This is a genomic window from Parabacteroides sp. PH5-46 (assembly GCF_029892785.1).
GTDB lineage: Bacteria > Bacteroidota > Bacteroidia > Bacteroidales > Tannerellaceae > DFXE01.
Genome location: NZ_JARXXA010000009.1, coordinates 33,120 through 54,987 on the forward strand (window position 1 = coordinate 33,120; position 21,868 = coordinate 54,987).

Below are 21,868 nucleotides of genomic sequence, written 5' to 3' on the forward strand. Positions count from 1 at the left end.
ATTTATCGTTTATACTTCTTTTTATACAATTCCTCATTCAAAAACACAAATGGTAATAGTGTAAACAAAGTCCCAAAGAATAAGACTTCCTTTAACGGCCATCTATGAAAGAAACAATGATGATGGGGACATCTGGTTACATAATACCATAACAAAAAACCTAATGTAATCCCAATGGTTATACTTAACGCTACAATCCATTTTTTTGCTCTTGAACTAATCATTTTTTTCTTTGCAATGACCTTACTCTTTTTTTTCTTTTGCTGTCTTTTCATGACATCATTTTTTAGAGTTCTACGGCTGCAAGTTCGGCAAATGCCAGTTGATAATCCCTTTCGGCTGCAAGCGTCTGGTTTACGTTGTCGTAGTACAATCCCATTTCAACCATGTAATCAAGCAAGGATATTTCACCCGCATCAAGTGCTTTTTTCAACAGGATGGTATTATTTACGTTTGCCAGCGATTTACGATATTTGTCGGCAGTAGTTTTCAGTCCCATTGCTTTGGAATACTGTATTTGCAGTTGGCTGAAAAACTGTTGCTTGGTATCGGCTTCGCGGCTTTGGGCAGCAGCAACAGATGCCTTTGCCTGTTTCACCTGATTTTTATTCGACCATAGCGGTATGGATATACCAAGCGACACACCCTGATACCGTTGTCCGACTACTTTTTCACTCATGTATCCGGCGGTAAACTTAGGCAGGTTCATCGCTTTGCTTAGTGATACCTGTTTCTGGCTTACTTCGATTTCGTTACGCACGTATGCCAACACCGGGTTTTTATCTTCGGCTTGTACATACCAGTCGTTAAAGTTCAACGGAAGCTCACGGCTGCCGTAGTCTGCATCATTAAAGACTACGTCGATACCGCCGTTCAGCCTTTTCAACTGGGCAAGGAGTGCATCACGTTCTACTTCCATGCGCGATATTTCTCCTTGTATGGTAGAAAGGTTCAGGTTTACTTTGTTGTACTCCAAGATACTTACGTCGCCCCTGTCCATACGGTCTTTATAACCTTTGGCAATGGTTTCTGCATGTTCCAGACGCAAATAAAGTTCTTTAAGCAGGGAATTGTAATATATCAGTTCAATGCAGTATTGTTTTGCTTCGAGCAATATATTCATACGGTCGGCTTTGTACTGCCATTCCACAAGGTTGTTTCTACCGTTTGCTAACCGACTTTTCATTCCCGTAATGGTGGGAATGTCGAATGTCTGCGATACGCTAAAATCGGTACGATTACCTATATTTGAAGGGTTACCCCAGAGATAATTGAAGCCCACTTCCGGATCATCAAGGAAGATGCCCGTTTTGTTTTGCAGCTTATCCGCTTCAACTTGTTCGCGGAGGGCTTTCAGGGTTGTATTGTTCTCTTCTATCGAAGACAATACAGGGTTGATATTATTCTGCGCATTGAGCGTTATGCCTGCGAAGAGTACCAACATGGTTATTATGATTGTTCTCATTCTAATTCTAATTTAGTGTTGTTTACTTCAGGTTCCTCGTTGTCCAGAATTTCGGTTTCAACTACTTTCCTGTTTGTAATTAAGTACATGATAGGAATAATAAAGCCGTTGAGCAAAGTCGATGTGAGCAATCCGCCCAGGATAACCTTTGCCATCGGACTTTGTATTTCGTTACCCGGCAAATCACCACCCAATGCAAGCGGTATCAGTGCAAGACCGGAGGTTAATGCGGTCATCAAGATGGGGTTTAGACGGTCTAACGAGCCGGTCATTACCGCATCAAGTTTGCTATACCCCTCTGCCACAAGGTCGTTGTATCGTGAGATAAGCAACATACCGTTACGTGTAGCGATACCGAACAGGGAGATAAACCCGATAATAGCCGGTATGCTCAGAACGCCGTTAGTAAAGAAAATGGCAAACACTCCGCCGATAAGGGCAAGCGGCAGGTTAAGCAGGATAACAACGGACTGGTTTATGCTCTTAAACTGCGCAAACAGAAGCATGAAAATAGCAAGAATGGAGAAGATTGAGGTAATAAGCAGGGTGCGTGATGCTGCCTGTTCGCTCTCAAACTGTCCGCCGTACTCAATATGATAACCTTCGGGCAGTTCTATCTTTTCGTTTACGATGTCCTGAATGTCATTTACTACTCCGCGCAGGTCACGTCCGGCAACGTTAGCCGATATTACAATCTTACGGGCAACGTTTTCCCTATTGATGGTGTTGGGGCCTGTGGACGATGTTATTTCGGCTATATTACTCAATGGAATTTTACGTCCGTTGGCATCAACAATAAGGTTCTTTATCCTTTCGGCTGTTTCACGGCTATCGTCGTTTACTTTTAGGGTAAGGTCGAACGAGCGGTTTTCTTCGTACACCTGTGAAACGACTTCACCTGCGAGCATGACGTTTACAATCTTCGCAAAGTCGGGTAAGGTTATGCCGTATTTCGCCATTACTTCCCTTTTGGGTTCTATCTTCAACTGCGGACGTTCCACTTGTTGTTCTACGTTCAGATCGGCAATACCTTCAATGTCCTGAATGTTTGCTTTTATTTGGTTACCGATGGAGAACATTTTATTGAGGTCTGTTCCGAACAACTTGATAGCGATGTTGGCACGTGTACCGGATAACATAGCGTCGATACGGTGCGAAATGGGTGCGCCTATTTCTATATTCACTCCCGGCAACACTTTTATCTTTTCGCGTATTTCGGCAAGCACTTCATCTTTGGAACGTTTATCGAGGATGAACGGTGCTTCGATTTCCGATACGTTTACACCGAGTGCGTGTTCATCGAGTTCGGCACGTCCTGTTTTCCGTCCTACGGTTTGAACTTCGGGTATGGAAAGCAAGATATCTTCTGCTATACGCCCCATCTTGTCGGATTCTTCAAGCGATATACCGGGCATACTACTGATGCTTACGGTAAATGAACCCTCATTGAATGGCGGCAGGAAGCTACGACCTAATGAGAAGAAAATGATAACGGCAATCACTAAAACAACACCTGTTCCGCCAAGTACCCATTTCTTGTATTTGAGTGTCCATTTAAGGGCTACCTCGTAAACGATTTTCAGTTTCCTTACTATATACGGTTCACGTTCCGGTTTATCATCTTTTCGTGGTTTACCCAACAGGTAGCTACACAATACTGGAGTAAGGGTTAAGGCTACTACGGTAGAAGCTATCAATGCCATAATAAAGGCTACTCCTAACGGTGCAAGCATACGACCTTCCATTCCAGAAAGGAAGAACAAGGGAACGAAGCTGGCGATGATGATAAATGTGGAGTATAGAATTGGCATACGCACTTCTTTGGAAGCATCGAACACGACGTTGAGTACGGTTTTTTGCAGTTCCTTTGGTTTCTGCCTGTTCTCCCGCAATCGCTTGAACACATTTTCTACATCGACAATGGCATCATCCACAAGCGAGCCAATAGCAATAGCCATACCTCCGAGGCTCATGGTATTAATAGTAAGCCCCATGAATTTTAAGGAGAGTATTGCAAAGACTAATGACAACGGTATCGTTACAAGTGATATAATGGTTGTACGTGCGTTCATCAGGAAGATAACGAAAACGATAACCACGAAGATACCCCCTTCGTACAATGATTTCTGTACGTTATTGATGGAGTTGTCTATAAAACGTGCCTGACGAAAGATGTCGGTTGTTATCTTCACATCTGCCGGAAGCTGTTTCTGTAAATCGGCAAGCGAAGCGTCAAGTTTGTCTGTCAATTCGAGCGTACTTGTAGCCGGTTGCTTGGTAACAGTTATCAATACGGCAGCTTTGCCGTCGTTGGATGCCATACCCAGTTTAGGTGCTTTATCTCCTATTTTTACTTCAGCAATGTTTTCTATCAGGATAGGAACATTGTTTACTGTTTTGATAACAGCTTTTCCCAATGATGGTATTTTATTTGTTGAAAGCACGCCACGGATGATAAATTCGTTTCCGTATTCATACAATACACCACCTGCGGCGTTCTGGTTCATTTCGGTAACGACGTCGATTACTTCATTGAGTCCGATGTTGTAATGTTTCATCTTTCCGGGATCGAGCAATATCTGGTATTCCTTGATTTCACCACCGAGAACGGTTACCTGTGCCACTCCACCTGTTGATAATAAACGGGGGCGGATAGTCCAGTCAGATAATGTCCGCAAATCCTGTAATGAGGTTGAATCGGCGGTTACTCCGATAATCATAAGCTCACCCAGTATGGACGATTGCGGCCCCAACGTCGGATTACCAACGTTAGACGGCAACTGGTCATTGACAACGGCTAACTTTTCGGATACAATCTGACGGGCACGGTAGATGTCCGTTCCCCAGTTAAATTCTACCCATACGATAGAAAAGCCTGTGGTAGAGGATGAACGCACACGGCGTACATCAGTAGCACCGTTCAGGGCGGTTTCGACAGGGAAAGTAACGAGCCGTTCGACTTCTTCGGGAGCCATACCTCGTGCCTCTGTCATCACCACAACGGTGGGTGCATTGAGGTCGGGAAATACATCGACTTCCATATTGACGGCTGTATAGGTTCCTGCCAGCATAAGCAGCAGGGATGCCACTAAAACAACGACACGGTTGTTCAGCGAGAATTTTATTATCTTGTTCAACATACTGATTCGTGTTTTAATGGTTAGTGACTATGTCCTTCGGGCATTACTGAAGAAGTTGCTGCCAGTTTCACCTGATATACTCCTTTGGTAACTACTTTGGCTCCGCGTTGAAGACCTGAAAGGATCTGCACTCTTTCGCCGTTATTCTGTCCGAGGGTTACTTCCTGTTTCTTATATTCTTCGTCGCCTATTTGCAGATACACGAAGTTAAGTCCCTGTTCTTCGGTAATAGCAGAAACGGGAACGGATATTACATTATCCTGTAAGGTCGAAAGCAGATATACTTCGGTATATGCTCCGGGAATAATATCGCCCACGTTATCAAACTCGAATGTAACAGGAATATAGAAAGATTGGTCAGTGGATGCTTTACCGAAAGATAAAAGCCGGCCGTTAAGTTCCGAAAGTTTATATACCTGATTGTCATAGGCAGGCTTAAAGTTAGCACTACTGATGCTTTTAAGTATCTTGAAATTGTTCTCTGATACTTCGGCTCGTAGCTGCAAACGCCTATTCTGCGATACAGTTGCAATGGGCTGACCTACTGAAACGTATTCCCCCTGTGCAACAAGCCTGTTCTTAATATATCCGGCAATGGGAGCTGTAACGCTTACCCCGGTGGCTGTCATATTGCCTGCCTGTGCCTGATATACTGTTTTCGCTGTTTCATAACGCAAACGAGCCTGTTCAAAGTCCTTAGCGGAAATAATCTGGTCTTTTACCAATGATTCGGCACGTTGGAACTCTTTCTGTGCAGTTTCGTATTCAATCCGCGCTTTTACGGACGGATCGCCTTCCAACAGTTTCTTTGCTGAAATAGTTACAATGGATTGTCCGGCTTGTACGGCTGTACCGTCTGTTATGGACGGATTGGTGAAAGATACAATACCGTTGGAAGTAGCTGCAATAACAGCTTCATCACCCTGCGAGGCTTGTATCTGTCCACTGGTTTTAATGGAATTGTAGAAACTACCAAGAGCAACGGTTTCTGTCTTCAATCCAACAAGTTGCGCTTGCTGTTTGGTGAAAAGTATTTCATCCGAATGGCTGTCTTCCATTGCTTCTGCTCCGTGGTCATGTCCGTCGCCCTCGGAGTGCTTATGATCTTTCTCGTTAGCGTGGTCATGCCCATCGCCGTCAGTATGTTTATGTTCTTTATCGTTTGAATGGTCATGTCCATCACCTTCGGAGTGTTCATGCTCTTTCTCATTAGAATGGTCATGTCCATCACCATCAACATGCTCATGTTTATCACTTGATTTTTGATTGTTTTTTCCCTGACCGGAATTGCATCCGGTTAATAATATTGCGATAACAACGAATAATCCTATTATGTACGTTTTCATTTTATTTTTTAATTATTGGGGGAAGTAAAGCATATCCTGATATTTGCTTTGCTTCTCGTGAGAAATATTGATTTTTATGGGTTGATATGTATATACCAATACCCTATGCCTTGAACATATCCAAATGCACAAAGCAGCATGACTTACAGCCTGTAAGTCAAAACATCAGGAAATTATGGAAGGAGGGGCGCGTAAACCGTGAAATTGGTTTGCTTCTGCGGATTTATAGAATGAAATAAATTCTCCGTACTCAAAGTCGGAGGTTGATTCTCCCGAATCGTAGATTAAGAAATCCGCAGCTAAAAAGAATATCGGGAATAAATGTGTAAGATCATGGTTTTGACAAGAAGAAACCTTGCACTTAGTTTCATTTGTCGTTTTGGGTGAAGTATATTTAGATTCAGCAATACAAGATTGTTCATGGTCACTGTCATTAGGTAACTCACGATGGTCTGTATGTTCATCGTTTACCTGATTATCCTGTTCGCATATCTCCATAACAATACACACCAATCCCTCATGATGATGATGTGGTACTATTGCAAGTATCAGTAATACTAAACTTGACAATGCAACAAACGATATGGAAATAATTCGTTTCACTAAATCTTTTTTTACCTGTGCAAAGATAAAATAAAAAGTCATGCAACTAAGTTGCAATCTTATCACATTTTCCGCAATAGCCTTTAATTACGAAATTAACGCTCTCCAATTCCATATTTCCCGGTAGTTCTATTTGAGGAACAGGCACGTTTTCCAAACAAAATGCCTTTTTACAGTAGTTACAGTAAAAGTGTAAATGATAATCACCTTCACTACAACCGCAATCCTCCTGACAAACCGAATATTTAACCGAACCTGATCCGTCGTCAAATTTATGAATCAGCCCATTATCATTAAAGAGGTGAATTATACGAGAAATAGTCGATTTATCAATGCTCAATAATTTTTTCTCTAAGTCCCCTAAACTGAATGCTTCGGTGAACTTTAGCATTGTATCCCATACTAAAATCCGTGTAGATGTGGGCTTTATGCCTTTTCCTTCTAATAATTTTATGATAAAATCGTCCACGTATTTCAAAGATTATTTATGTTATTTATTCTATAACAAAAAGGATGTGTCAAATGATGCTGATTTTAAAATCACTGCACATCCTTTTTGCATATAATATCTTAATTATGATGGTTGCCCTTATTATGAGAGCCATCGGCACTTCCATTGTGATTGTGGCTCTTATCAGTACAGGTATTCACATCATGATTTTGTTCCCCATTGTGATTATGACTTGCATCAGTGCAAGTGTTCACATCATGGTTTTGTTCTCCATTGTGATTATGGCTTGTATCTGTACAAGTATTCACATCATGGTTTTGTCCGTTATTGTGATTATGGTTTGCATCAGTACAAGTATTCACATCGTGGTTTTGTGTGTTGTTATGATTGTGGCTTACATCCATGCAGGTATTGGAATCATGGTTATTTCCTCCATGTCCTGTGCCTGTGCCATTGTGATGGGTACCGTCATGTTTAATTCCTGAATGTTGGGAATTTGTACAAACCTGATGTGTTCCGTCTGCAAGTATATCGCAGTTTTCGTGATTTCCGGCAGCACACTGATTCAGCACGCTGCTTTTGTAGATATCGCCATTTGAAAAACCGAGTGTAGATGCACGAAGCTCCAAACTTTGATCTATATCTCCAAAGTTGCTATCATCATCCTGGCTACAAGAAACGAATGTGATAACCGATGCGAGAACCGCTAATGAATAAAATACTCTTTTCATATTCCTTTATTGTTAAAATGTTATATGTTAATATACCGCATAAGAGTAATTATACCCTACCAAAAAATAAAATAATTTTTAACTTGAACGGAGAAAGACACTTCTCATAATTTTACCACAAGATTATCTCCTATTTTTGTAGAGGGCTTTTTCTCAATATACTCCCGTAATGAAAAATCTTTTCTCAATGCTCTATCAGAAATAAAAAGTATTGAACCGCCATAAATATCGGACATAATATCATCCTTTTCAGCTATGATAACACTCTCTCCTAAATATACTTTCATATTCTCTGGACGGCGGATTCCATAAACAATGTATTGTTTTGAATTTTCTGATAACTCAATCCCACTCTTACACATATTTTCATAACCGACATAGCTGTTCAGAAAAGGCATTTCAAAGGATACAATAAATATCACGGTTAAAATCCCTATTGATATGCTGTTAATCGAACGAATTATATTCTTTCGGAAAATCAGAAAATATAAAGAAAGGAATCCAAATAGAGCAAGTGAAATTAATCCCCATATTATGGAAGTGTGAATTTCATTCAACCAAGAAAATGTAATATCATTTTTACTCAATAAAAACAACGGCAAAGCCATTATTGCTATGAGAGATAACGCTATCATAAAATATACAATCCATTTCTTATTCTTTAATCTCATCAATATAATAACTGACAGATAAGCCACAAAAGGAAATACAGGCAACATATAAATTTCAATCTTTGCACTTACAATAGATAAGACAAGAAATGACGTTAAAACAACAGTCAAAAACAATTTATCTATATCTGTTTTTATCAGCTTATTTTTAATCCCTAACAGGATAAGGGCAAAGAATAAAATTGACCAAGGAGCGAAGGAATACCAAAATACCTGAAAATAATAATAGAACGGCTCCTTATGATGGAATGAGCTAACAGCACGGTTGAATGTCTGATTAAAGAGTAAATCGTTCAAATAACTATTTCCCGCTTCAACCCACACTAAGCTGAACCAAACAGAACAAAGCAATAAGAGTATTCCCCAAGTTCTAAACCCTAAATATTTTCCACTATCCTTAATTTTCCCTTTTATAGTTAGAAATGTCAGTATAGAGACTACCGGAATAATTATTCCGATTGGCCCTTTACTGAATATTGCGAGGAAAATACAAAGAGGAAGCAAATACTTATCATATTTTCTCTCTCTGCCTGAATACATTCTATAAAAAACATATAATGCCAATGTTATAAACATAGACATTAACATATCCATTCTTAGAATAATGGCTCCACCCATAAATAGAGCGCTTGTGAACAATAATAGTTTTGCACTGGATTGATATTCGTTTGGAAGTTCAGCTCGTGTCCACCTGTCCATCGTAAACTGAATGACAAAAGCGGGTAGTAATGAGAATAGCGACAAGAACCATATTTGATGACTTCCGAATATCTTTTTTCCGAGCATTATAATCCAGAAATATAAAGGCGGTTTATCGGCATATATTTCACCATGATTATAAAATGAGAAAAAATTCCCTGTTTTTAAGGCATCATCAACTATATTCAAATATCTAAGTTCGTTTGCAGGCGTATAATCCCGGAGTAGGATTAATGGGAACATTAATGCAAAAACAAGAATATAGTAGATGTGGTCAATCGTAAATAATCGTTTTAATGTCATAGTTAATAATTAAGGATTAACACCTATTGATTTTCCATTGAGTTAAACCACTCAATAAATGATTTTATTCCTTCCGGTAATACTGTTTTGGGCTTATAATGAATGTATCTGGTCAATTTGCTTATATCAGCATAGGTTTCCTTTACATCACCGGATTGAAAAGGGTACATTTCCAAATGAGCGTCTTTTTGCATTTCATATTCAATCGCTTCTATAAACTGGAGTAAATTAACTGGCTTTGAATTGCCGATATTAAAAATCTGATAGAAAGCGGAATCTGAATTTTTATCCGGAGTTTTATCCAAGAGTAAGACGATGCTTTTTATAACATCATCTATATAGGTGAAATCTCTAAGCATATCCCCATTATTAAAAACCTTGATTGTTCTGCCCTCCCGAATAGATCTTGCGAAAATCATCGGAGCCATATCAGGTCTTCCCCATGCTCCATATACAGTAAAAAGTCTTATTCCTGTGGAGGGCAAATTGAACAAATGACTATAAGAATGAGCCATCAGTTCATTACTTTTTTTTGTTGCAGCATAAAAACTGGCAGGATTATCAACTGTGGCAGATTCCTTAAAAGGAATTTTATTGTTCAATCCATAAACCGAAGAACTGGAAGCATATATAAGATGCTTGATATTATTATGCCTGCAACACTCTAAGATATTTACAAAGCCAAGAATGTTAGAGTTGATATAAGCATGGGGATTTTCTAAAGAATACCGAACCCCCGCTTGTGCTGCCAGATTGATAACATAATCAAATTGATACTTCTTAAAAAGAACACCTAATTGTATAAAGTCCGTAAGATCAATCTTTCCAAAATCATAATTGCAATAAAATGAACTATGGACTACTTCATTTTCTGTTATATCCTCTTTTCCTATTCCACATTCAGACAACCTGCCATATTTTAGGTTTACATCGTAATAGTCATTTATATTATCTATTCCCACAACGAAATTCTCTTTATTTTCAACCAATGCTTTTACCAAGTGAAATCCGATAAATCCTGCACTGCCTGTAACTAATATTTTCATTTAATCTCTTTTTTAGATTCATCCTCATTACAGTTTTTTATAATCAACCACACATTTCTGGAATATGTGATAAAACCAAAACTTTGACCAATAAGCAATACCGGATCTTCTCTGAATATTGCGTATGCAATAGTTATCAGAGAACCTATTATACTCAACAGCCAAAAGTTTAAGGGAAGGACAGATTCACCTCTCAATCTTGAATGCCACCATTGATAAACAAAGCGGAAAGTGAAAATTATCTGACCTGCGGAACCAAATAGAAGTAACCATAACGATATATTTGAAAATAACCTGTCAATGCTTACTTCATTGTTATATAGCACATAGCAAAGTGCGGCAGCAGGTATTAAGAGAATTACTGTTCTTATAGCTAAATGGATTTTTTTCCAGTTGTTTTTACTATTCAAATTCCATATATAGATATAATAGGAGAATAGTTGTCCGAGAATTATTACAAAATCTCCCCTTAGCCACCCATATATAGAAAATAATATAGAAGCTAATAAACTTAACTGCCAATAGATAGTCGGAGATACAACTTTTTTAGCCTTTTCCGATAAAATCCACTGAATAAGCATTCTGGCAGAAAATAACCCCTGTGCTAAAAAACCTAAAACAAAATACCAAATGTCGTTATTCACTTTTTGCTATGGCTTAATTAATACCTTCTTTTTCAATAGTATAGTTTATGTACCGTTTCTTCATCCATCGGAAAGCAAAGCAATCCATAAAAGGACTAACCAACCTGTTCCATAAATGAAATTTTGATTGACCTGCGGTACGTTCAAAATGCCTAACAGGAACCTGCTTTACCCTGCCATGTTGTAACTGAAGGAGAGCAGGTAGGAAACGGTGCATCCCCGTAAACATCGGAATGCGTTTAGCGTATTCGGTATGAATAATTTTTAGTGGACACCCCGTATCTTCTATGCCGTCATTAGTCATCATGCGGCGAAAACTATTGGCTATTTTCGACGATAGTTTTTTTCCTAAACTATCTTTGCGTCCTGTACGGATACCCATTACCATTTCATATTCATTTCTATATGGCAATAAAAGTTCAAAATCTTTAGGCGCTGTTTGTAAATCAGCATCTATATATCCGACAAATGACGACTGGGCTATATCTATCCCTGCTTTTATAGCTGCGCTTAATCCGCAATTTCGAGCAAAACTTATATAAAAAAGATGACGGTTTCGCTGACACACTTCCTGTATCAATGTTTTGCTTTGGTCTTTCGATCCATCATCAACGAATAGTATGCAGGTTTTTACTGATGAAGAACATACATATTCAGATAGTTCCTTTTCAAGTTTGTTTATATTTTCTTCTTCATTATAAACAGGAACTATTATGGTTAAATCATAATCTTTTGTAGAGTTCATATCATTTATATTTTAAAATTGCATTGAAAGCGATAAACCACCCTGCTGACCTGTGTAATAGGGGTAAAAAGCAAGATTTCGTTTGTTCTTTTTCTCCTGACCACCTTTAAATATTTTCTTTTCAACAGTAGGATAGAGCCAATAGGCAAGTTTTGTACTTAATATGCCAAGCCCGGCACCGAATGCGACGTCGCCTACCCAGTGCTTATTATTGTATATGCGGAATGCTCCGGTTCCCGCAGCGATAGTATATCCCGCTATTCCATACCAGATTGAAACATCTTTATATTCTTGCCAAAGAAATTCAGCACCCATAAAAGCGATTGCCGTATGCCCTGACGGAAAAGAATTTTTTGCGGATTTATCTGGTCTTTCAACTCGTGCCGTATATTTTAAACCATTCACTGAAGCCGCCGTGAACAGGCTTGCCATTCCTAAAATAATCGTCCTGTCTTTGAAATTGTGTTTGCCTTTTATCCCGACTAAGTTTAAAGCATATACACTCGCCGCAGGTACATATTGCGTTATATCATCAATCTGAAACTTTTCAGGTTTGTGTGTTATTACTTCATGCCCTATGGCATAGTTTAATAGGCGATTTTTGGGCGCTAATGTTGCTTCTATTGTTCCGTACAACATCAGGGATGCAGGTATTATTAATTGTTTATATGAGAATTTATAGTCATTTACCTGAATACTATCGCTTTCAGAAAGCGTGTTATTATTTGTTTGGGTATAAGCATTTGGGAGTGAAACCGAAAGTAATAACACAATGGTACACAATGCTTTTGTCAATTTTAAAAACATCTTATTTATATTATTTTTTTGGGATTGTTCGGAAAATTAGATATAGCGGTGGCTTAGTATCTACCGGAAGATAGATTACAAGCACAAAGGATAAAGACTATAATTTAGTCTTTCTGTTATGAAAAGGTGAAAGGAGGTGCCCGCAAACCATGAAATTGATTTGCTGCTGCGGATTTATAGCTTAGTATATACTCACCGTAATCAGATTCGATAAATGAACTATCTAAACTATAATTAAATAAATTTCCAACAAGGAAAAAGATAGGAAATAAAACAGTATCATTTTGATTATCTGATACTTTTAGTTTTGTTTCATCAACAGATGTAGGAATGATGAATTTTGATTTAGCAATACAGGTTTCATCGTGATTTTGCTCACTATCCGTATCGCTGTGATGTGTATGTTCATCGTTTATTGCATTATCCAACTCACACAACTCGATAACAATGCAGGCTTTCCCACCATGATGATGATGTGGAATAACTGCAAAAACCAAAAATAGTATGGTTGAGAGTACAATAGCGGATATGGAACATTTATTTTTCAAACTTAATATCTTAACTGTGGTTAGATAATTTTATTATAGGCAATGTGTTTTAAAAAAGGGATTCAATAAAGAAATTGTTTCCCCTTTATTGAATCCCATCGTACATAAAGGTTATTAATGGTGTTTACCATCATGCGAACCGTGTGAATGACCATCTTTGTCATGTGTTCCATGATCGGTTCCATTGTGATGGGTGCCGTCATGGTTTTTCCCTGAATGGTCGGAATATGCGCAGGCTTCGTGAGTGCCATCGTTATAAATATCACAATTTTCATGATTTCCCGCTGAACATTGCTCTGCTACACTTGCTTGGTAAGCTGCAACATCATCAAATCCTAAAGCCGCAGCTCTGGCTTCAATATCTTGTTTTGCTGATGTCCCAAAATCTTCATGGTCGTCATTACTGCAAGCAACGAATGTTACTGCAAATAAAACTACTGCCAACGAATAAAATAACTTTTTCATTTGATCTACTAATTTACGAATTTGTACTTTGTTTTTTTCTGAAGCGCTTTCGTAATAGTAACCGCATAAAGCAGGGTTTACCCTACCATAAATCAAAAAATAATTTCAAGAAATACCGTTGGAGTAAATGGAGTTGCTTTTGTGAAGATATTTGTTGCAGTATTTTGACCGGAAATCTGATAGTTGTATTTTATATTCTTAGTACCAAACACATTCAATAGCGATACGCCTGCTTGCAGCCTTACTTTCTTTATTTGTGCCCTGTATGTAGCACCTATATCAAAGCGGCTGTATGGCTCATCGGAATAATCCGTATGTTCGTGTTCGGAGCCATGCTGTCCTTCCTCATTGCCTTGTCCATGTCCGTGCCCTCCAGTGGAAATATAAGAAAAGCCTGTACCATAAACATAACTCAACGAAAAATAGAAAGGATCGAATGCCCCGATACCTCCGACTTTTATTTCATGCGAAAGTTCGTTTTGCGGTTTACTAAGGCGGTTGATGGAATACGAGCCATATAAAGTATGATTTCTGATTAGCTTTTTGGCAAACAAGTCTGCTCCTAAAATCGTATTATCTATTTTATAGACTGTATTATCCAAAAAATACTGACTGTTTTTTGTAGTCTTATAATATCCTTCCATACTGACCAAGAAGCCGTTTTTACTGTATGCAATACCTGCGGTAGTGTGCATTGCCTTTGTAAAGGTACTGTCTGCCATAGTCCATACGGTTTGAAATCCCGATTCATCATATTGGTATGCGGTACGGGTAAGAAACTGATTGTATAGTCCCCACGAAGCAGTTGCAGTTAGTTCTTCCGATATTTTATATGTGCCGGATAAACGGGGCTGTACATAGACTTTTTTATTCAATGGCATATCCACCCGTACACCTGCACTTAAAGTCAAATTATCCAATAATATATTATCTGTAATATAGACTGTCGGCTTATCCAGTTCTCCGCATAGCTCGTTCAGACTTACCCTGTATTGTTGCCACTCCCCGCCAACTTGTACTTTGTTACGGCTTCCGATATTAAAGTCATGGTTAAGTCTTACCGAAAACTCCTGTACCTCATTATCCAGATGACTAACATCGTCTGTTGTCGGCTTTTTATCTCCCAGTATTGTGAGATTATCCAACAAAGAGGTAAGCCGTGAGAATGTAGCCACAACTTTTGTAGTTGAGCCGTTTTCCCATACCCGTTTATAAGAAGCCGCCCCACCATATTGCCTGTTCTTTTCAGAAGCATTGACATCATACTCGTTTGGTTGATTTACCGAGTATTTAAAGCGGTCATTAGCTCCATACAGGCTGATGTAATAGGAATCATCCTTAAATGCTTTTCCTGATAGCTTTAAATTGGCATCATTGAAATGGTAATCAGGCTTTATATATATGCTTGAATAAATCGTTTGTGGATTATTTTCACTATTGGATAAATCCACATTCTCATTGTTATACAGGTTATAGAAAGTCTGCCTGTAAGCAGCAGAGATATTCAATTTCTTTGTCAAGGGTACCGAAGCAAAAAGGTTCATTGTATAATTGCTGACAGTTGCTTTTACAGACGGAGCATTAAAATTACCGTCTATACCTGTTATCTCCGTAATGGCACCGATACGTCCGCCCTGATTGGAGCCGTACCCGCCTTTCAAGATGCGTATGTCTTTTACCATATAGGGATTGACCGAACCTATATGGTCGTTATAGTTCTTTATACCGAATAGCGTATATCCGTCGTATGTTATCTTGCTTTCACCCATATTACTGCCCCACACAATCAGGTCTTCCGATGGCTCGCCCGATGCTCTTACTCCGGGCATCATCCGCATAAGGTTAAATACGGAATTATCATTGCTTCCGGGAATATATTTTGAAATTTGATGATTGATGCGGATTTCGCCGGGACTATTGCCGGATTGGATAAGCATTGTGGCGGGAGCAGGACTGACGATTACTTCATCCATAGTAAAAACAGCAGATTGTAGCCGGATTTCGTTTAGTCCGGGAGAAAGAATAGTATCTTGTGCCTGATAGCCCAAATACTGCACTTGTACACGCTGATTTCCTTTTTTCTCGGTTTTGAAAGAAAAATAACCTGCTTCATCAGTTGAAACGGTCTTTTCGGGAGTAGTGATATAAGCGTAAGGTAAACCTTCTTCGCTATCTGCATCCCTTATTGTCCCTGAAAACGTATAGTACCGCTTAACTTCAACAACAGGCGGTTGCTCTATCTTTTCAGTATAGGAAGCGATAACATAAACTCCGTTTATATTTTCGTGGCGAAACGGTTTATCTTTCAGCAAAAAATCAAGTGCGCTTTGAGGATTATTAAATTTTCGATTGACCGTTACCTTATATTGGGAAAGGGCATTATCATCAAAAGAAATTTCTACGGGTAATCCCCGCAGAACATCGTTAAGGGGCTTGTCATTAACGACCAAATGCAGCTCTTGTGAAAAAGCTGCAATTGTGCCTGTAAGGGTTATTATAAGTATAACTATAAATTTCTTCAATTACTTTATCTTAAATTCTATTCCGAACGGTTTACCTACTATTTTAAGCACATCATTCGGATCTTTAGCTTTCGTAAAATTACCTGAATATGAATAATTCAGATTTGAATTAGGCAATACTTCAATATCATACTGTCTTTCAATCTCCTGAATTACATCTTGCAAAGGTACGCTAACAAAAACAAATTTACCATGTTTCCAATTAATAGATTCTTTCGCATCTTCGACATCATTAGTGGTAAGTTTGCCATTACTTAATAATGCCTGCATATTCGGGGTAAGTATTACTGATTCCGATTTATCCGAAACATTCACCTTTCCGGTAAGACAGGTTACCTTAAAATTTTCGGCACGGGAAAACACATTAAAACTTGTTCCCAGTACACTTACAGTGTATTGCCCGGAACGTACATCAAATGTGCTTCCTTTTTCAACTTCAAAATATGCTTCGCCTTTCAGTTCTACATCACGGGAAATAAACCACCAGAGAGGTTTATAGCCGATTTTACTTTCGGCATTCAAATCTACTTTAGAGCCGTCGGGTAAAACCACCGCCAGATGTGTACCTCTTTCAGCAACTTCATTTTTTGTATAGAAAAATGCTATGGAGGGTAGAATTATAGCTATTGCAGCAATAGATGCAGCCGCATAAAACCACAATGATCTTTTTCGGGGAGCCATTTCAATAACTTTGGGAGTTTCTTCCAATCCTTCAAAGACACTATCCCAAATATCTTCTTTGCTTTTACTCCATTTAGGGGTTATTTTAATATCATCCGTTTTCATATCTTCTTTAATTATAATAGTTCTGTCCTAAGAAATTGCAAAGCAGCGCTCATCCGTTTTTCGACAGCTTTTACGCTTATATCCAAACATTGGGCTATTTCACTATACTTTAGTTCATCATTCCGGCTCATCAGGAAAACAACCCTTTGTAATTCCGGCATCTTTTCTAATGCTTTAGCATAAGTAGATGCCAATTCTTCAAAGTTTAATTCATCTTCGGGCGACAAGGGACTATCAATCTGAATACTCATACTCACCTCATAATCTAAACGGGTAGAACTTTTTCGATAATTGCTTATAACCATATCGTTTGCTATCTTATAAAGCAATGGTTTTAAATTAAGGTTATCCAGTTGTTCCCGTTTCTCCCAAATCTTCATAAAGACATCCTGTGCCATATCCGATGCTGCATCCCTATCGCCACAGCGATAGAAGATAAAACTTCGAATCGTATCAAAATACTTATCGAATAATTGTTTGAACTCTGCTTTGCTTATCATCCAGTTGGACATTTTACTATTATACCGCATGAAGATATAAATACCCTACATGAAATTATAAAGATTTTTGGTAATCAACTTTCAACACACCCGAATCATATACTTTTGTCTTTATTATTTCCCACTTAGATTCCTTGTTTTGTTCAGGAAATAAAGATATGCCTTTGCCCAAAATTATGGGGAAGTAGCAAATTTGCATTTCGTCAATCAAATCTGCGGCGAGCAACATTGAAATTAATTCTCCGCCTCCAACTAACCAAATATCTTTACCTTCCTGATTGCGAAGTTCAGAAATCGTTTCAATAATATTCTCCGTGATAAAACGTACATTCTCCTTTGTATCCCATTCATGGTGGGATACAACATAAGCCATCTGTTCCGAATATGGCCAAATTACATCCATGTTCATAATTTCACGGTAAGTACGACCGCCCATAATAACCGTATCAACCGAAGCTGATAGATTTTTGCAACCGTAATCTGTCTTTTCACGATTTGGGCATCCGGTAAGCCATTCCAATCCGCCGCCTGGCTCTGCAATCCGTTGGTCAAGTGATGCAGCGATGTAAAGGATAATTTTTTTCATGCTACTGAATTTAATTGTTTATACCATTGCTCGCTGTATCTCAAAAAAGAAGCGTGGAACTCACACTGCTCCGATACGAGGTACTGGTATACCTTTGAAAGAAACAGGCAAGCCCACGCCATACTCTCGTATAGCATGAACATTGCGCTATCTGTCCCTTTCAGTTGAAAATTACCAGTTTTCGTATCGAGACGTTCAGCGAACGTTATGTTATATATAAACGGAATTAATCCGCTAAAATTCTATTTATCTGGTGCAAAGATACCAAATTAGTTTAAGGTATTAAAGTCTTTCCAGTTGAGATTGTTGGTGCAAGGTGCAAGTATCTATATATAGATAAACTTGCACCTTGCACTACGTCTAAAAGATTATTTTTCAAAACCTTTGGTGATTTCAAAAATTGTAGTAACTTTGAACCCAAGTTTTATGCAGACAAATTGGCGTCAATAGCAGCCAGAACTGCCAAGAAAATAAGGCAGAAAAGGATATTGCTCCAATTCGTACCACATAAACAAAAAAAGATTTTTAATCACTGAATATATGCGTTTTGCGGTCGCGGGTTCGAGTCCCGTCCGTTCCGCAAAAATGAAGCTTTAGGCGACATTTTGAAGTCAAAGTCTGTAATCTATATGATTACAGACTTTTTTCGTTTTAAGCGGGAATCATTCTTTTCTTTGTGATTTTGAGGTCTATCCTTCCATAATTCAAAAAAATAGTATTAATTCGTAGCTTAAAATTCTTCTTCCGGGAAGAGGATGCTATTATGGAAAGGAACAAACAGGTAGACAAAGAGGTGCTGATTCGTTTGAAAAAGGGCGATTACACTGCATTCGAAGAATTGTATTGGATATATAACCGGCGGTTGTATAACTTCGTATTGTCTGTGCTGTTCGACAAATCATTGGCTGAAGATATTACCCAAACCTGTTTCCTGAAAATATGGGAGAACCGCAAGAATATTGATGAAGAAAAAGGATTTACCTCTTATCTGCATACGATCGCTAAGAACCTGGTCTACAGAGAAACAGAAAGGGAACTGTTGAAAAACCGTTTTCTGACCGTTCTGCAGGCAAGAGGGCAAGGAACAGATAATTCCACACAGGAAACGATTGATGCCCGCCTGTTGGAGGAACATATTTATGAACTGATTGAAAAACTTCCACCGGCCCGGAAGGAGATATTTATCATGAGTCGGCTGCAAGGCTTGAGTAATAAAGAAATCGCCGAGAAACAATCTATTTCGGAGAAAACCGTAGAGACACAAGTGTATCGTTCCATCCAATTCCTAAAAAAACACTTCAAAGATTATTTTAGGTAATAACATACATCTCCCACCCAAAGATATCTAATCTCTCTGGGTGGTGATGCAATTTGATTGATTATACATTTCCACTTGCTCCGTGTTGTTCGATTCCATATCTTTGGGGTGCTAATCTTAAAAATGTAATGTTATGAAATTAGAAGATTTCAATGTAGGGGATATTGTAATATTAAAATCTGATCAAAACATGAAGAATCCTGTAAAAATGACTGTTGGTCGTGTAAATACATTAACACAAAAATTACATTGTTCATACTCTAAGGATGGGAAAATATTAAACATAATTCTTCCTTTTGAGATGTTTGTGAAGGAATGATTATTTATCATCTCTCTGTCTATAAATACGGATGCCTAAAAAGTAGATATCCAAGATATAGATAGCTTTGTAAGTAGTTTCAGGTGAATAGTAAACTTTTACAAGAGCAAATTCTTTGATAAATTTCCAAATCTTTTTCATGATTGTAATTTTTAAGTGAATAATTATTGAATAAAAAAGGGACTGATTATTACCAGCCCCGTAATTTGTATTATTTGTTGCAATATTTTTAGTCGTTTGTATATATTATCCTTCCACCTGGATAGACATATACAACTTTATCAGTATAGCAGTCTACTCTCACTCCAGTACCATCGCTATCAGTAGTATAGAAAACCATAACCGTATTACCTTTCATATCTCTTGATGATTCATACTTATACATGTATAATCTACTTACTACCTGCCCGGATGAATAATTAGTAATAGTTTCATTGTCATAATCAATGAATATTTTCCCTGATAGATTAAAAGGTTTTACATTGTCGCTGTTGTTAGATAATCCATAAGACCTACTATAGGTAACAGTTAGTCCATCTGCCTTCACTATCAAAAATGAGAATAAGAAAAAAAGGACAAAAACAATCTTTTTCATATTTATCTCCTTCCTGTGTTTTTGTCTGTTTCGTCCACTCTAAAATAAACAGAACCTGATCTTTTATATATCATTCTTTCTCCACATACACTTAAATCATATGTTCTTGCACCATAACCTCTGTGAACATTAATGATTTTAACTTCACTTTTGGGACATCTGTTTTCTACTGCGGCTACACTTCTGATATTTCCGCATGACGTAAACATAAACACTCCAAACAAACATAACAATAATAACTTTTTCATTTCAATTACATTTTTACCATCCTGTCCCCTCCGGATATTTATAAATGAAAGAAGCGTGGGAACTGCTAAATGTGCCGGGACTTCTGGCTCTGGTAAACCACCCCCACGACAGCATATAACAGCCCACGCCTATAACAGCGTAGACGTTTAGTGCTACTGTCCTTGGGGATATGAAATTTACCAGATTCCGAAGTCCAAGACAATATCTAAACGCTTCACGTTTGATTCTAATACAAACGCAAAGATATACAACTAAGTCTAATATCTATTTATTTTTGTTTAATAAAACTAAAAGACTTGTATCAAGATTGTTGTTTCGTATTATTAATCGAATTAAGAACTGTCTGTATTGTAAATATGTTATATTTGTAATAAAATAGTTACTTCATGGGAATCATTGACATATATAAATACAATAGTGTAGATATAGCTAAATTTATAGCTGCTTATGCTAATAAGCATAAGTACACAATAAATATGACTAAGATTCAGAAATTATTATATATTGCTTATGGAACTTATTTGAGTGTTAAAAATGAAAGGTTAGTAGATGAACACCCGCAAGCATGGCCTTATGGACCTGTTTTTCCTACCACTAGGAATAAACTTAGTAAAACAGTTATTCAATCTATTAGTTATGACGACCCAGATGTTAAAAAAAACTCAGAAGACTCAACCCTGTCTTCTTTAATAACTTTAGTTTTTAATTCTTTTGGTCAAAATAATGCTGTTTCATTATCAGAATGGTCACATAAAAAAGGTTCTCCTTGGGAGAAAACCACCATTATAGATGGGTTTAAATGGGGAGATATAATACCCGATAAGTATATTAAGGATTATTTTGATACCATTGTTGTGAAAAAGGATGATGAATGAACAACCTATACAATTCAATGAGTTGGAAATAAGTTCAGATATTTCTGACCGTTCAAGTGATGTTGTGAATACACCTAGTAGTGATATAGACCTTTTGAATTTAGATGACCAAAGAAAAGAAAGATATAAACAAAACACACGCCATAGAGGAATTCTTTCAAAATGGGTTATGTTTGTTGTTTCTATATGGCTTTTATTAGTTATGTGTCTACTTTTTCTTAATAAGCCTTTAGGATTAGATTTAGAAGGTGATGTTATCAAAACGCTACTAACTACTACAACAATTAATATTTTAGGATTACCACTTATTATTCTTAGAAGTCTTTTTAAAAATTAACTCAATAATAAATTCACTAATCTATAAGTAAATCATTAGCAATATAGGATTTATATTTTTTGAATTTTAATTTCTTTCTTGTAGGTGTAGGTTTTTCTGTGGGAATAAACATCCCTG

At 37.7% G+C, this 21,868-nt stretch carries 25 protein-coding genes; 4 read left to right on the forward strand and 21 right to left on the reverse strand.

Translation table 11 applies throughout. From position 1 onward, the window contains the following. Window positions 1–2 precede the first annotated feature (2 nt). The 18 genes from M2470_RS10710 to M2470_RS10795 form a co-directional block, all read right to left on the reverse strand. Window positions 3–275, reverse strand: coding sequence for a hypothetical protein (locus tag M2470_RS10710; protein WP_129733343.1), 273 nt, complete (start codon window positions 273–275; stop codon window positions 3–5). Between the two features lie 11 nt (window positions 276–286). Further along, window positions 287–1,465, reverse strand: a complete 1,179-nt coding sequence (locus M2470_RS10715; RefSeq protein WP_129733344.1) for a TolC family protein — start codon at window positions 1,463–1,465, stop codon at window positions 287–289. Further along, on the reverse strand, window positions 1,462–4,605 hold the full coding sequence (locus tag M2470_RS10720; RefSeq protein ID WP_129733345.1) for an efflux RND transporter permease subunit: 3,144 nt from the start codon (window positions 4,603–4,605) through the stop codon (window positions 1,462–1,464). Before M2470_RS10720 ends, M2470_RS10715 begins: the two co-directional genes overlap by 4 nt. Before the next feature lie 20 nt (window positions 4,606–4,625). Further along, the gene (locus M2470_RS10725) at window positions 4,626–5,951 is read right to left on the reverse strand and encodes an efflux RND transporter periplasmic adaptor subunit (protein WP_129733346.1); all 1,326 of its coding nucleotides are present in this window, start codon (window positions 5,949–5,951) and stop codon (window positions 4,626–4,628) included. A 165-nt stretch (window positions 5,952–6,116) separates the two neighbouring features. Continuing rightward, on the reverse strand, window positions 6,117–6,596 hold the full coding sequence (locus tag M2470_RS10730) for a DUF6769 family protein (protein ID WP_163176182.1): 480 nt from the start codon (window positions 6,594–6,596) through the stop codon (window positions 6,117–6,119). A gap of 4 nt (window positions 6,597–6,600) precedes the next feature. After that, a complete protein-coding gene (locus M2470_RS10735; RefSeq protein ID WP_129733348.1) occupies window positions 6,601–7,023 on the reverse strand; it encodes a transcriptional repressor in 423 nt (140 codons plus the stop codon). A 101-nt stretch (window positions 7,024–7,124) separates the two neighbouring features. Further along, window positions 7,125–7,736, reverse strand: a complete 612-nt coding sequence (locus M2470_RS10740; RefSeq protein ID WP_129733349.1) for a hypothetical protein — start codon at window positions 7,734–7,736, stop codon at window positions 7,125–7,127. Between the two features lie 104 nt (window positions 7,737–7,840). Beyond that, a complete protein-coding gene (locus tag M2470_RS10745; RefSeq protein ID WP_129733350.1) occupies window positions 7,841–9,409 on the reverse strand; it encodes a glycosyltransferase family 39 protein in 1,569 nt (522 codons plus the stop codon). Window positions 9,410–9,432: 23 nt separating this feature from the next. Further along, window positions 9,433–10,455 (reverse strand): NAD-dependent epimerase/dehydratase family protein, encoded by a 1,023-nt coding sequence (locus M2470_RS10750; RefSeq protein ID WP_129733351.1) that lies wholly within the window; start codon window positions 10,453–10,455, stop codon window positions 9,433–9,435. Beyond that, window positions 10,452–11,099, reverse strand: a complete 648-nt coding sequence (locus M2470_RS10755) for a lipid-A-disaccharide synthase N-terminal domain-containing protein (RefSeq protein WP_129733352.1) — start codon at window positions 11,097–11,099, stop codon at window positions 10,452–10,454. Before M2470_RS10755 ends, M2470_RS10750 begins: the two co-directional genes overlap by 4 nt. A gap of 13 nt (window positions 11,100–11,112) precedes the next feature. Further along, a complete protein-coding gene (locus M2470_RS10760; protein WP_129733353.1) occupies window positions 11,113–11,844 on the reverse strand; it encodes a glycosyltransferase family 2 protein in 732 nt (243 codons plus the stop codon). Between the two features lie 12 nt (window positions 11,845–11,856). Beyond that, window positions 11,857–12,651, reverse strand: a complete 795-nt coding sequence (locus M2470_RS10765) for a phosphatase PAP2 family protein (RefSeq protein WP_129733354.1) — start codon at window positions 12,649–12,651, stop codon at window positions 11,857–11,859. A gap of 116 nt (window positions 12,652–12,767) precedes the next feature. Continuing rightward, a complete protein-coding gene (locus M2470_RS10770) occupies window positions 12,768–13,199 on the reverse strand; it encodes a DUF6769 family protein (RefSeq protein ID WP_129733355.1) in 432 nt (143 codons plus the stop codon). Between the two features lie 114 nt (window positions 13,200–13,313). Continuing rightward, the gene (locus M2470_RS10775) at window positions 13,314–13,664 is read right to left on the reverse strand and encodes a hypothetical protein (RefSeq protein ID WP_129733356.1); all 351 of its coding nucleotides are present in this window, start codon (window positions 13,662–13,664) and stop codon (window positions 13,314–13,316) included. A 92-nt stretch (window positions 13,665–13,756) separates the two neighbouring features. Next, a complete protein-coding gene (locus tag M2470_RS10780) occupies window positions 13,757–16,186 on the reverse strand; it encodes a carboxypeptidase-like regulatory domain-containing protein (RefSeq protein WP_129733357.1) in 2,430 nt (809 codons plus the stop codon). Continuing rightward, window positions 16,187–16,972 carry a FecR family protein gene (locus M2470_RS10785; protein WP_129733358.1) on the reverse strand — a complete coding sequence of 262 codons (786 nt, stop codon included), beginning with the start codon at window positions 16,970–16,972 and terminating at the stop codon, window positions 16,187–16,189. An 11-nt stretch (window positions 16,973–16,983) separates the two neighbouring features. Then, window positions 16,984–17,472, reverse strand: a complete 489-nt coding sequence (locus tag M2470_RS10790; RefSeq protein WP_129733359.1) for an RNA polymerase sigma-70 factor — start codon at window positions 17,470–17,472, stop codon at window positions 16,984–16,986. Window positions 17,473–17,527: 55 nt separating this feature from the next. Then, window positions 17,528–18,058: a dihydrofolate reductase family protein gene (locus tag M2470_RS10795; protein WP_129733360.1), complete on the reverse strand. Its 531-nt coding sequence runs from the start codon at window positions 18,056–18,058 to the stop codon at window positions 17,528–17,530. 763 nt (window positions 18,059–18,821) lie between these two features. Between M2470_RS10795 and M2470_RS10800 the strand changes: the two genes are divergently transcribed. Next, window positions 18,822–19,376: an RNA polymerase sigma-70 factor gene (locus M2470_RS10800; RefSeq protein ID WP_280745004.1), complete on the forward strand. Its 555-nt coding sequence runs from the start codon at window positions 18,822–18,824 to the stop codon at window positions 19,374–19,376. A gap of 133 nt (window positions 19,377–19,509) precedes the next feature. After that, window positions 19,510–19,695 carry a hypothetical protein gene (locus M2470_RS10805; RefSeq protein ID WP_280745005.1) on the forward strand — a complete coding sequence of 62 codons (186 nt, stop codon included), beginning with the start codon at window positions 19,510–19,512 and terminating at the stop codon, window positions 19,693–19,695. Here the strand turns inward: M2470_RS10805 and M2470_RS10810 are convergent, their stop codons facing one another. From M2470_RS10810 to M2470_RS10820, 3 genes are all read right to left on the reverse strand, one after another. Continuing rightward, a complete protein-coding gene (locus tag M2470_RS10810; RefSeq protein WP_280745006.1) occupies window positions 19,696–19,836 on the reverse strand; it encodes a hypothetical protein in 141 nt (46 codons plus the stop codon). Window positions 19,837–19,924: 88 nt separating this feature from the next. Next, entirely contained in the window at window positions 19,925–20,290 is a 366-nt protein-coding gene (locus tag M2470_RS10815; RefSeq protein ID WP_280745007.1) for a hypothetical protein, read from the reverse strand. A gap of 2 nt (window positions 20,291–20,292) precedes the next feature. Beyond that, complete coding sequence (locus M2470_RS10820) at window positions 20,293–20,538, reverse strand: hypothetical protein (RefSeq protein WP_280745008.1); 246 nt, start codon at window positions 20,536–20,538, stop codon at window positions 20,293–20,295. A gap of 387 nt (window positions 20,539–20,925) precedes the next feature. Here M2470_RS10820 and M2470_RS10825 point away from each other — a divergent pair, with 387 nt between their 5' ends. After that, window positions 20,926–21,414: a type II toxin-antitoxin system antitoxin SocA domain-containing protein gene (locus M2470_RS10825; RefSeq protein WP_280745009.1), complete on the forward strand. Its 489-nt coding sequence runs from the start codon at window positions 20,926–20,928 to the stop codon at window positions 21,412–21,414. Continuing rightward, window positions 21,404–21,751: a hypothetical protein gene (locus tag M2470_RS10830; protein WP_280745010.1), complete on the forward strand. Its 348-nt coding sequence runs from the start codon at window positions 21,404–21,406 to the stop codon at window positions 21,749–21,751. The genes M2470_RS10825 and M2470_RS10830 overlap by 11 nt, the downstream gene beginning before the upstream one ends. The last annotated feature ends 117 nt before the right edge of the window (window positions 21,752–21,868 follow it).

Excerpts from the sequence above, each read along its gene's own strand:
- M2470_RS10800 (WP_280745004.1), top strand. The coding sequence starts at position 18,822 with ATGGAAAGGAACAAACAGGTAGACAAAGAGGTGCTGATTCGTTTGAAA.
- M2470_RS10815 (WP_280745007.1), bottom strand. The coding sequence starts at position 20,290 with ATGAAAAAGATTGTTTTTGTCCTTTTTTTCTTATTCTCATTTTTGATA.
- M2470_RS10750 (WP_129733351.1), bottom strand. The coding sequence starts at position 10,455 with ATGAAAATATTAGTTACAGGCAGTGCAGGATTTATCGGATTTCACTTG.
- M2470_RS10830 (WP_280745010.1), top strand. The coding sequence starts at position 21,404 with ATGATGAATGAACAACCTATACAATTCAATGAGTTGGAAATAAGTTCA.
- M2470_RS10795 (WP_129733360.1), bottom strand. The coding sequence starts at position 18,058 with ATGAAAAAAATTATCCTTTACATCGCTGCATCACTTGACCAACGGATT.
- M2470_RS10720 (WP_129733345.1), bottom strand. The coding sequence starts at position 4,605 with ATGTTGAACAAGATAATAAAATTCTCGCTGAACAACCGTGTCGTTGTT.
- M2470_RS10765 (WP_129733354.1), bottom strand. The coding sequence starts at position 12,651 with ATGTTTTTAAAATTGACAAAAGCATTGTGTACCATTGTGTTATTACTT.
- M2470_RS10710 (WP_129733343.1), bottom strand. The coding sequence starts at position 275 with ATGAAAAGACAGCAAAAGAAAAAAAAGAGTAAGGTCATTGCAAAGAAA.
- M2470_RS10785 (WP_129733358.1), bottom strand. The coding sequence starts at position 16,972 with ATGAAAACGGATGATATTAAAATAACCCCTAAATGGAGTAAAAGCAAA.
- M2470_RS10715 (WP_129733344.1), bottom strand. The coding sequence starts at position 1,465 with ATGAGAACAATCATAATAACCATGTTGGTACTCTTCGCAGGCATAACG.
- M2470_RS10805 (WP_280745005.1), top strand. The coding sequence starts at position 19,510 with ATGAAATTAGAAGATTTCAATGTAGGGGATATTGTAATATTAAAATCT.
- M2470_RS10730 (WP_163176182.1), bottom strand. The coding sequence starts at position 6,596 with ATGACTTTTTATTTTATCTTTGCACAGGTAAAAAAAGATTTAGTGAAA.
- M2470_RS10725 (WP_129733346.1), bottom strand. The coding sequence starts at position 5,951 with ATGAAAACGTACATAATAGGATTATTCGTTGTTATCGCAATATTATTA.
- M2470_RS10775 (WP_129733356.1), bottom strand. The coding sequence starts at position 13,664 with ATGAAAAAGTTATTTTATTCGTTGGCAGTAGTTTTATTTGCAGTAACA.
- M2470_RS10745 (WP_129733350.1), bottom strand. The coding sequence starts at position 9,409 with ATGACATTAAAACGATTATTTACGATTGACCACATCTACTATATTCTT.
- M2470_RS10790 (WP_129733359.1), bottom strand. The coding sequence starts at position 17,472 with ATGATAAGCAAAGCAGAGTTCAAACAATTATTCGATAAGTATTTTGAT.
- M2470_RS10820 (WP_280745008.1), bottom strand. The coding sequence starts at position 20,538 with ATGAAAAAGTTATTATTGTTATGTTTGTTTGGAGTGTTTATGTTTACG.
- M2470_RS10810 (WP_280745006.1), bottom strand. The coding sequence starts at position 19,836 with ATGAAAAAGATTTGGAAATTTATCAAAGAATTTGCTCTTGTAAAAGTT.
- M2470_RS10740 (WP_129733349.1), bottom strand. The coding sequence starts at position 7,736 with ATGAAAAGAGTATTTTATTCATTAGCGGTTCTCGCATCGGTTATCACA.
- M2470_RS10825 (WP_280745009.1), top strand. The coding sequence starts at position 20,926 with ATGGGAATCATTGACATATATAAATACAATAGTGTAGATATAGCTAAA.
- M2470_RS10760 (WP_129733353.1), bottom strand. The coding sequence starts at position 11,844 with ATGAACTCTACAAAAGATTATGATTTAACCATAATAGTTCCTGTTTAT.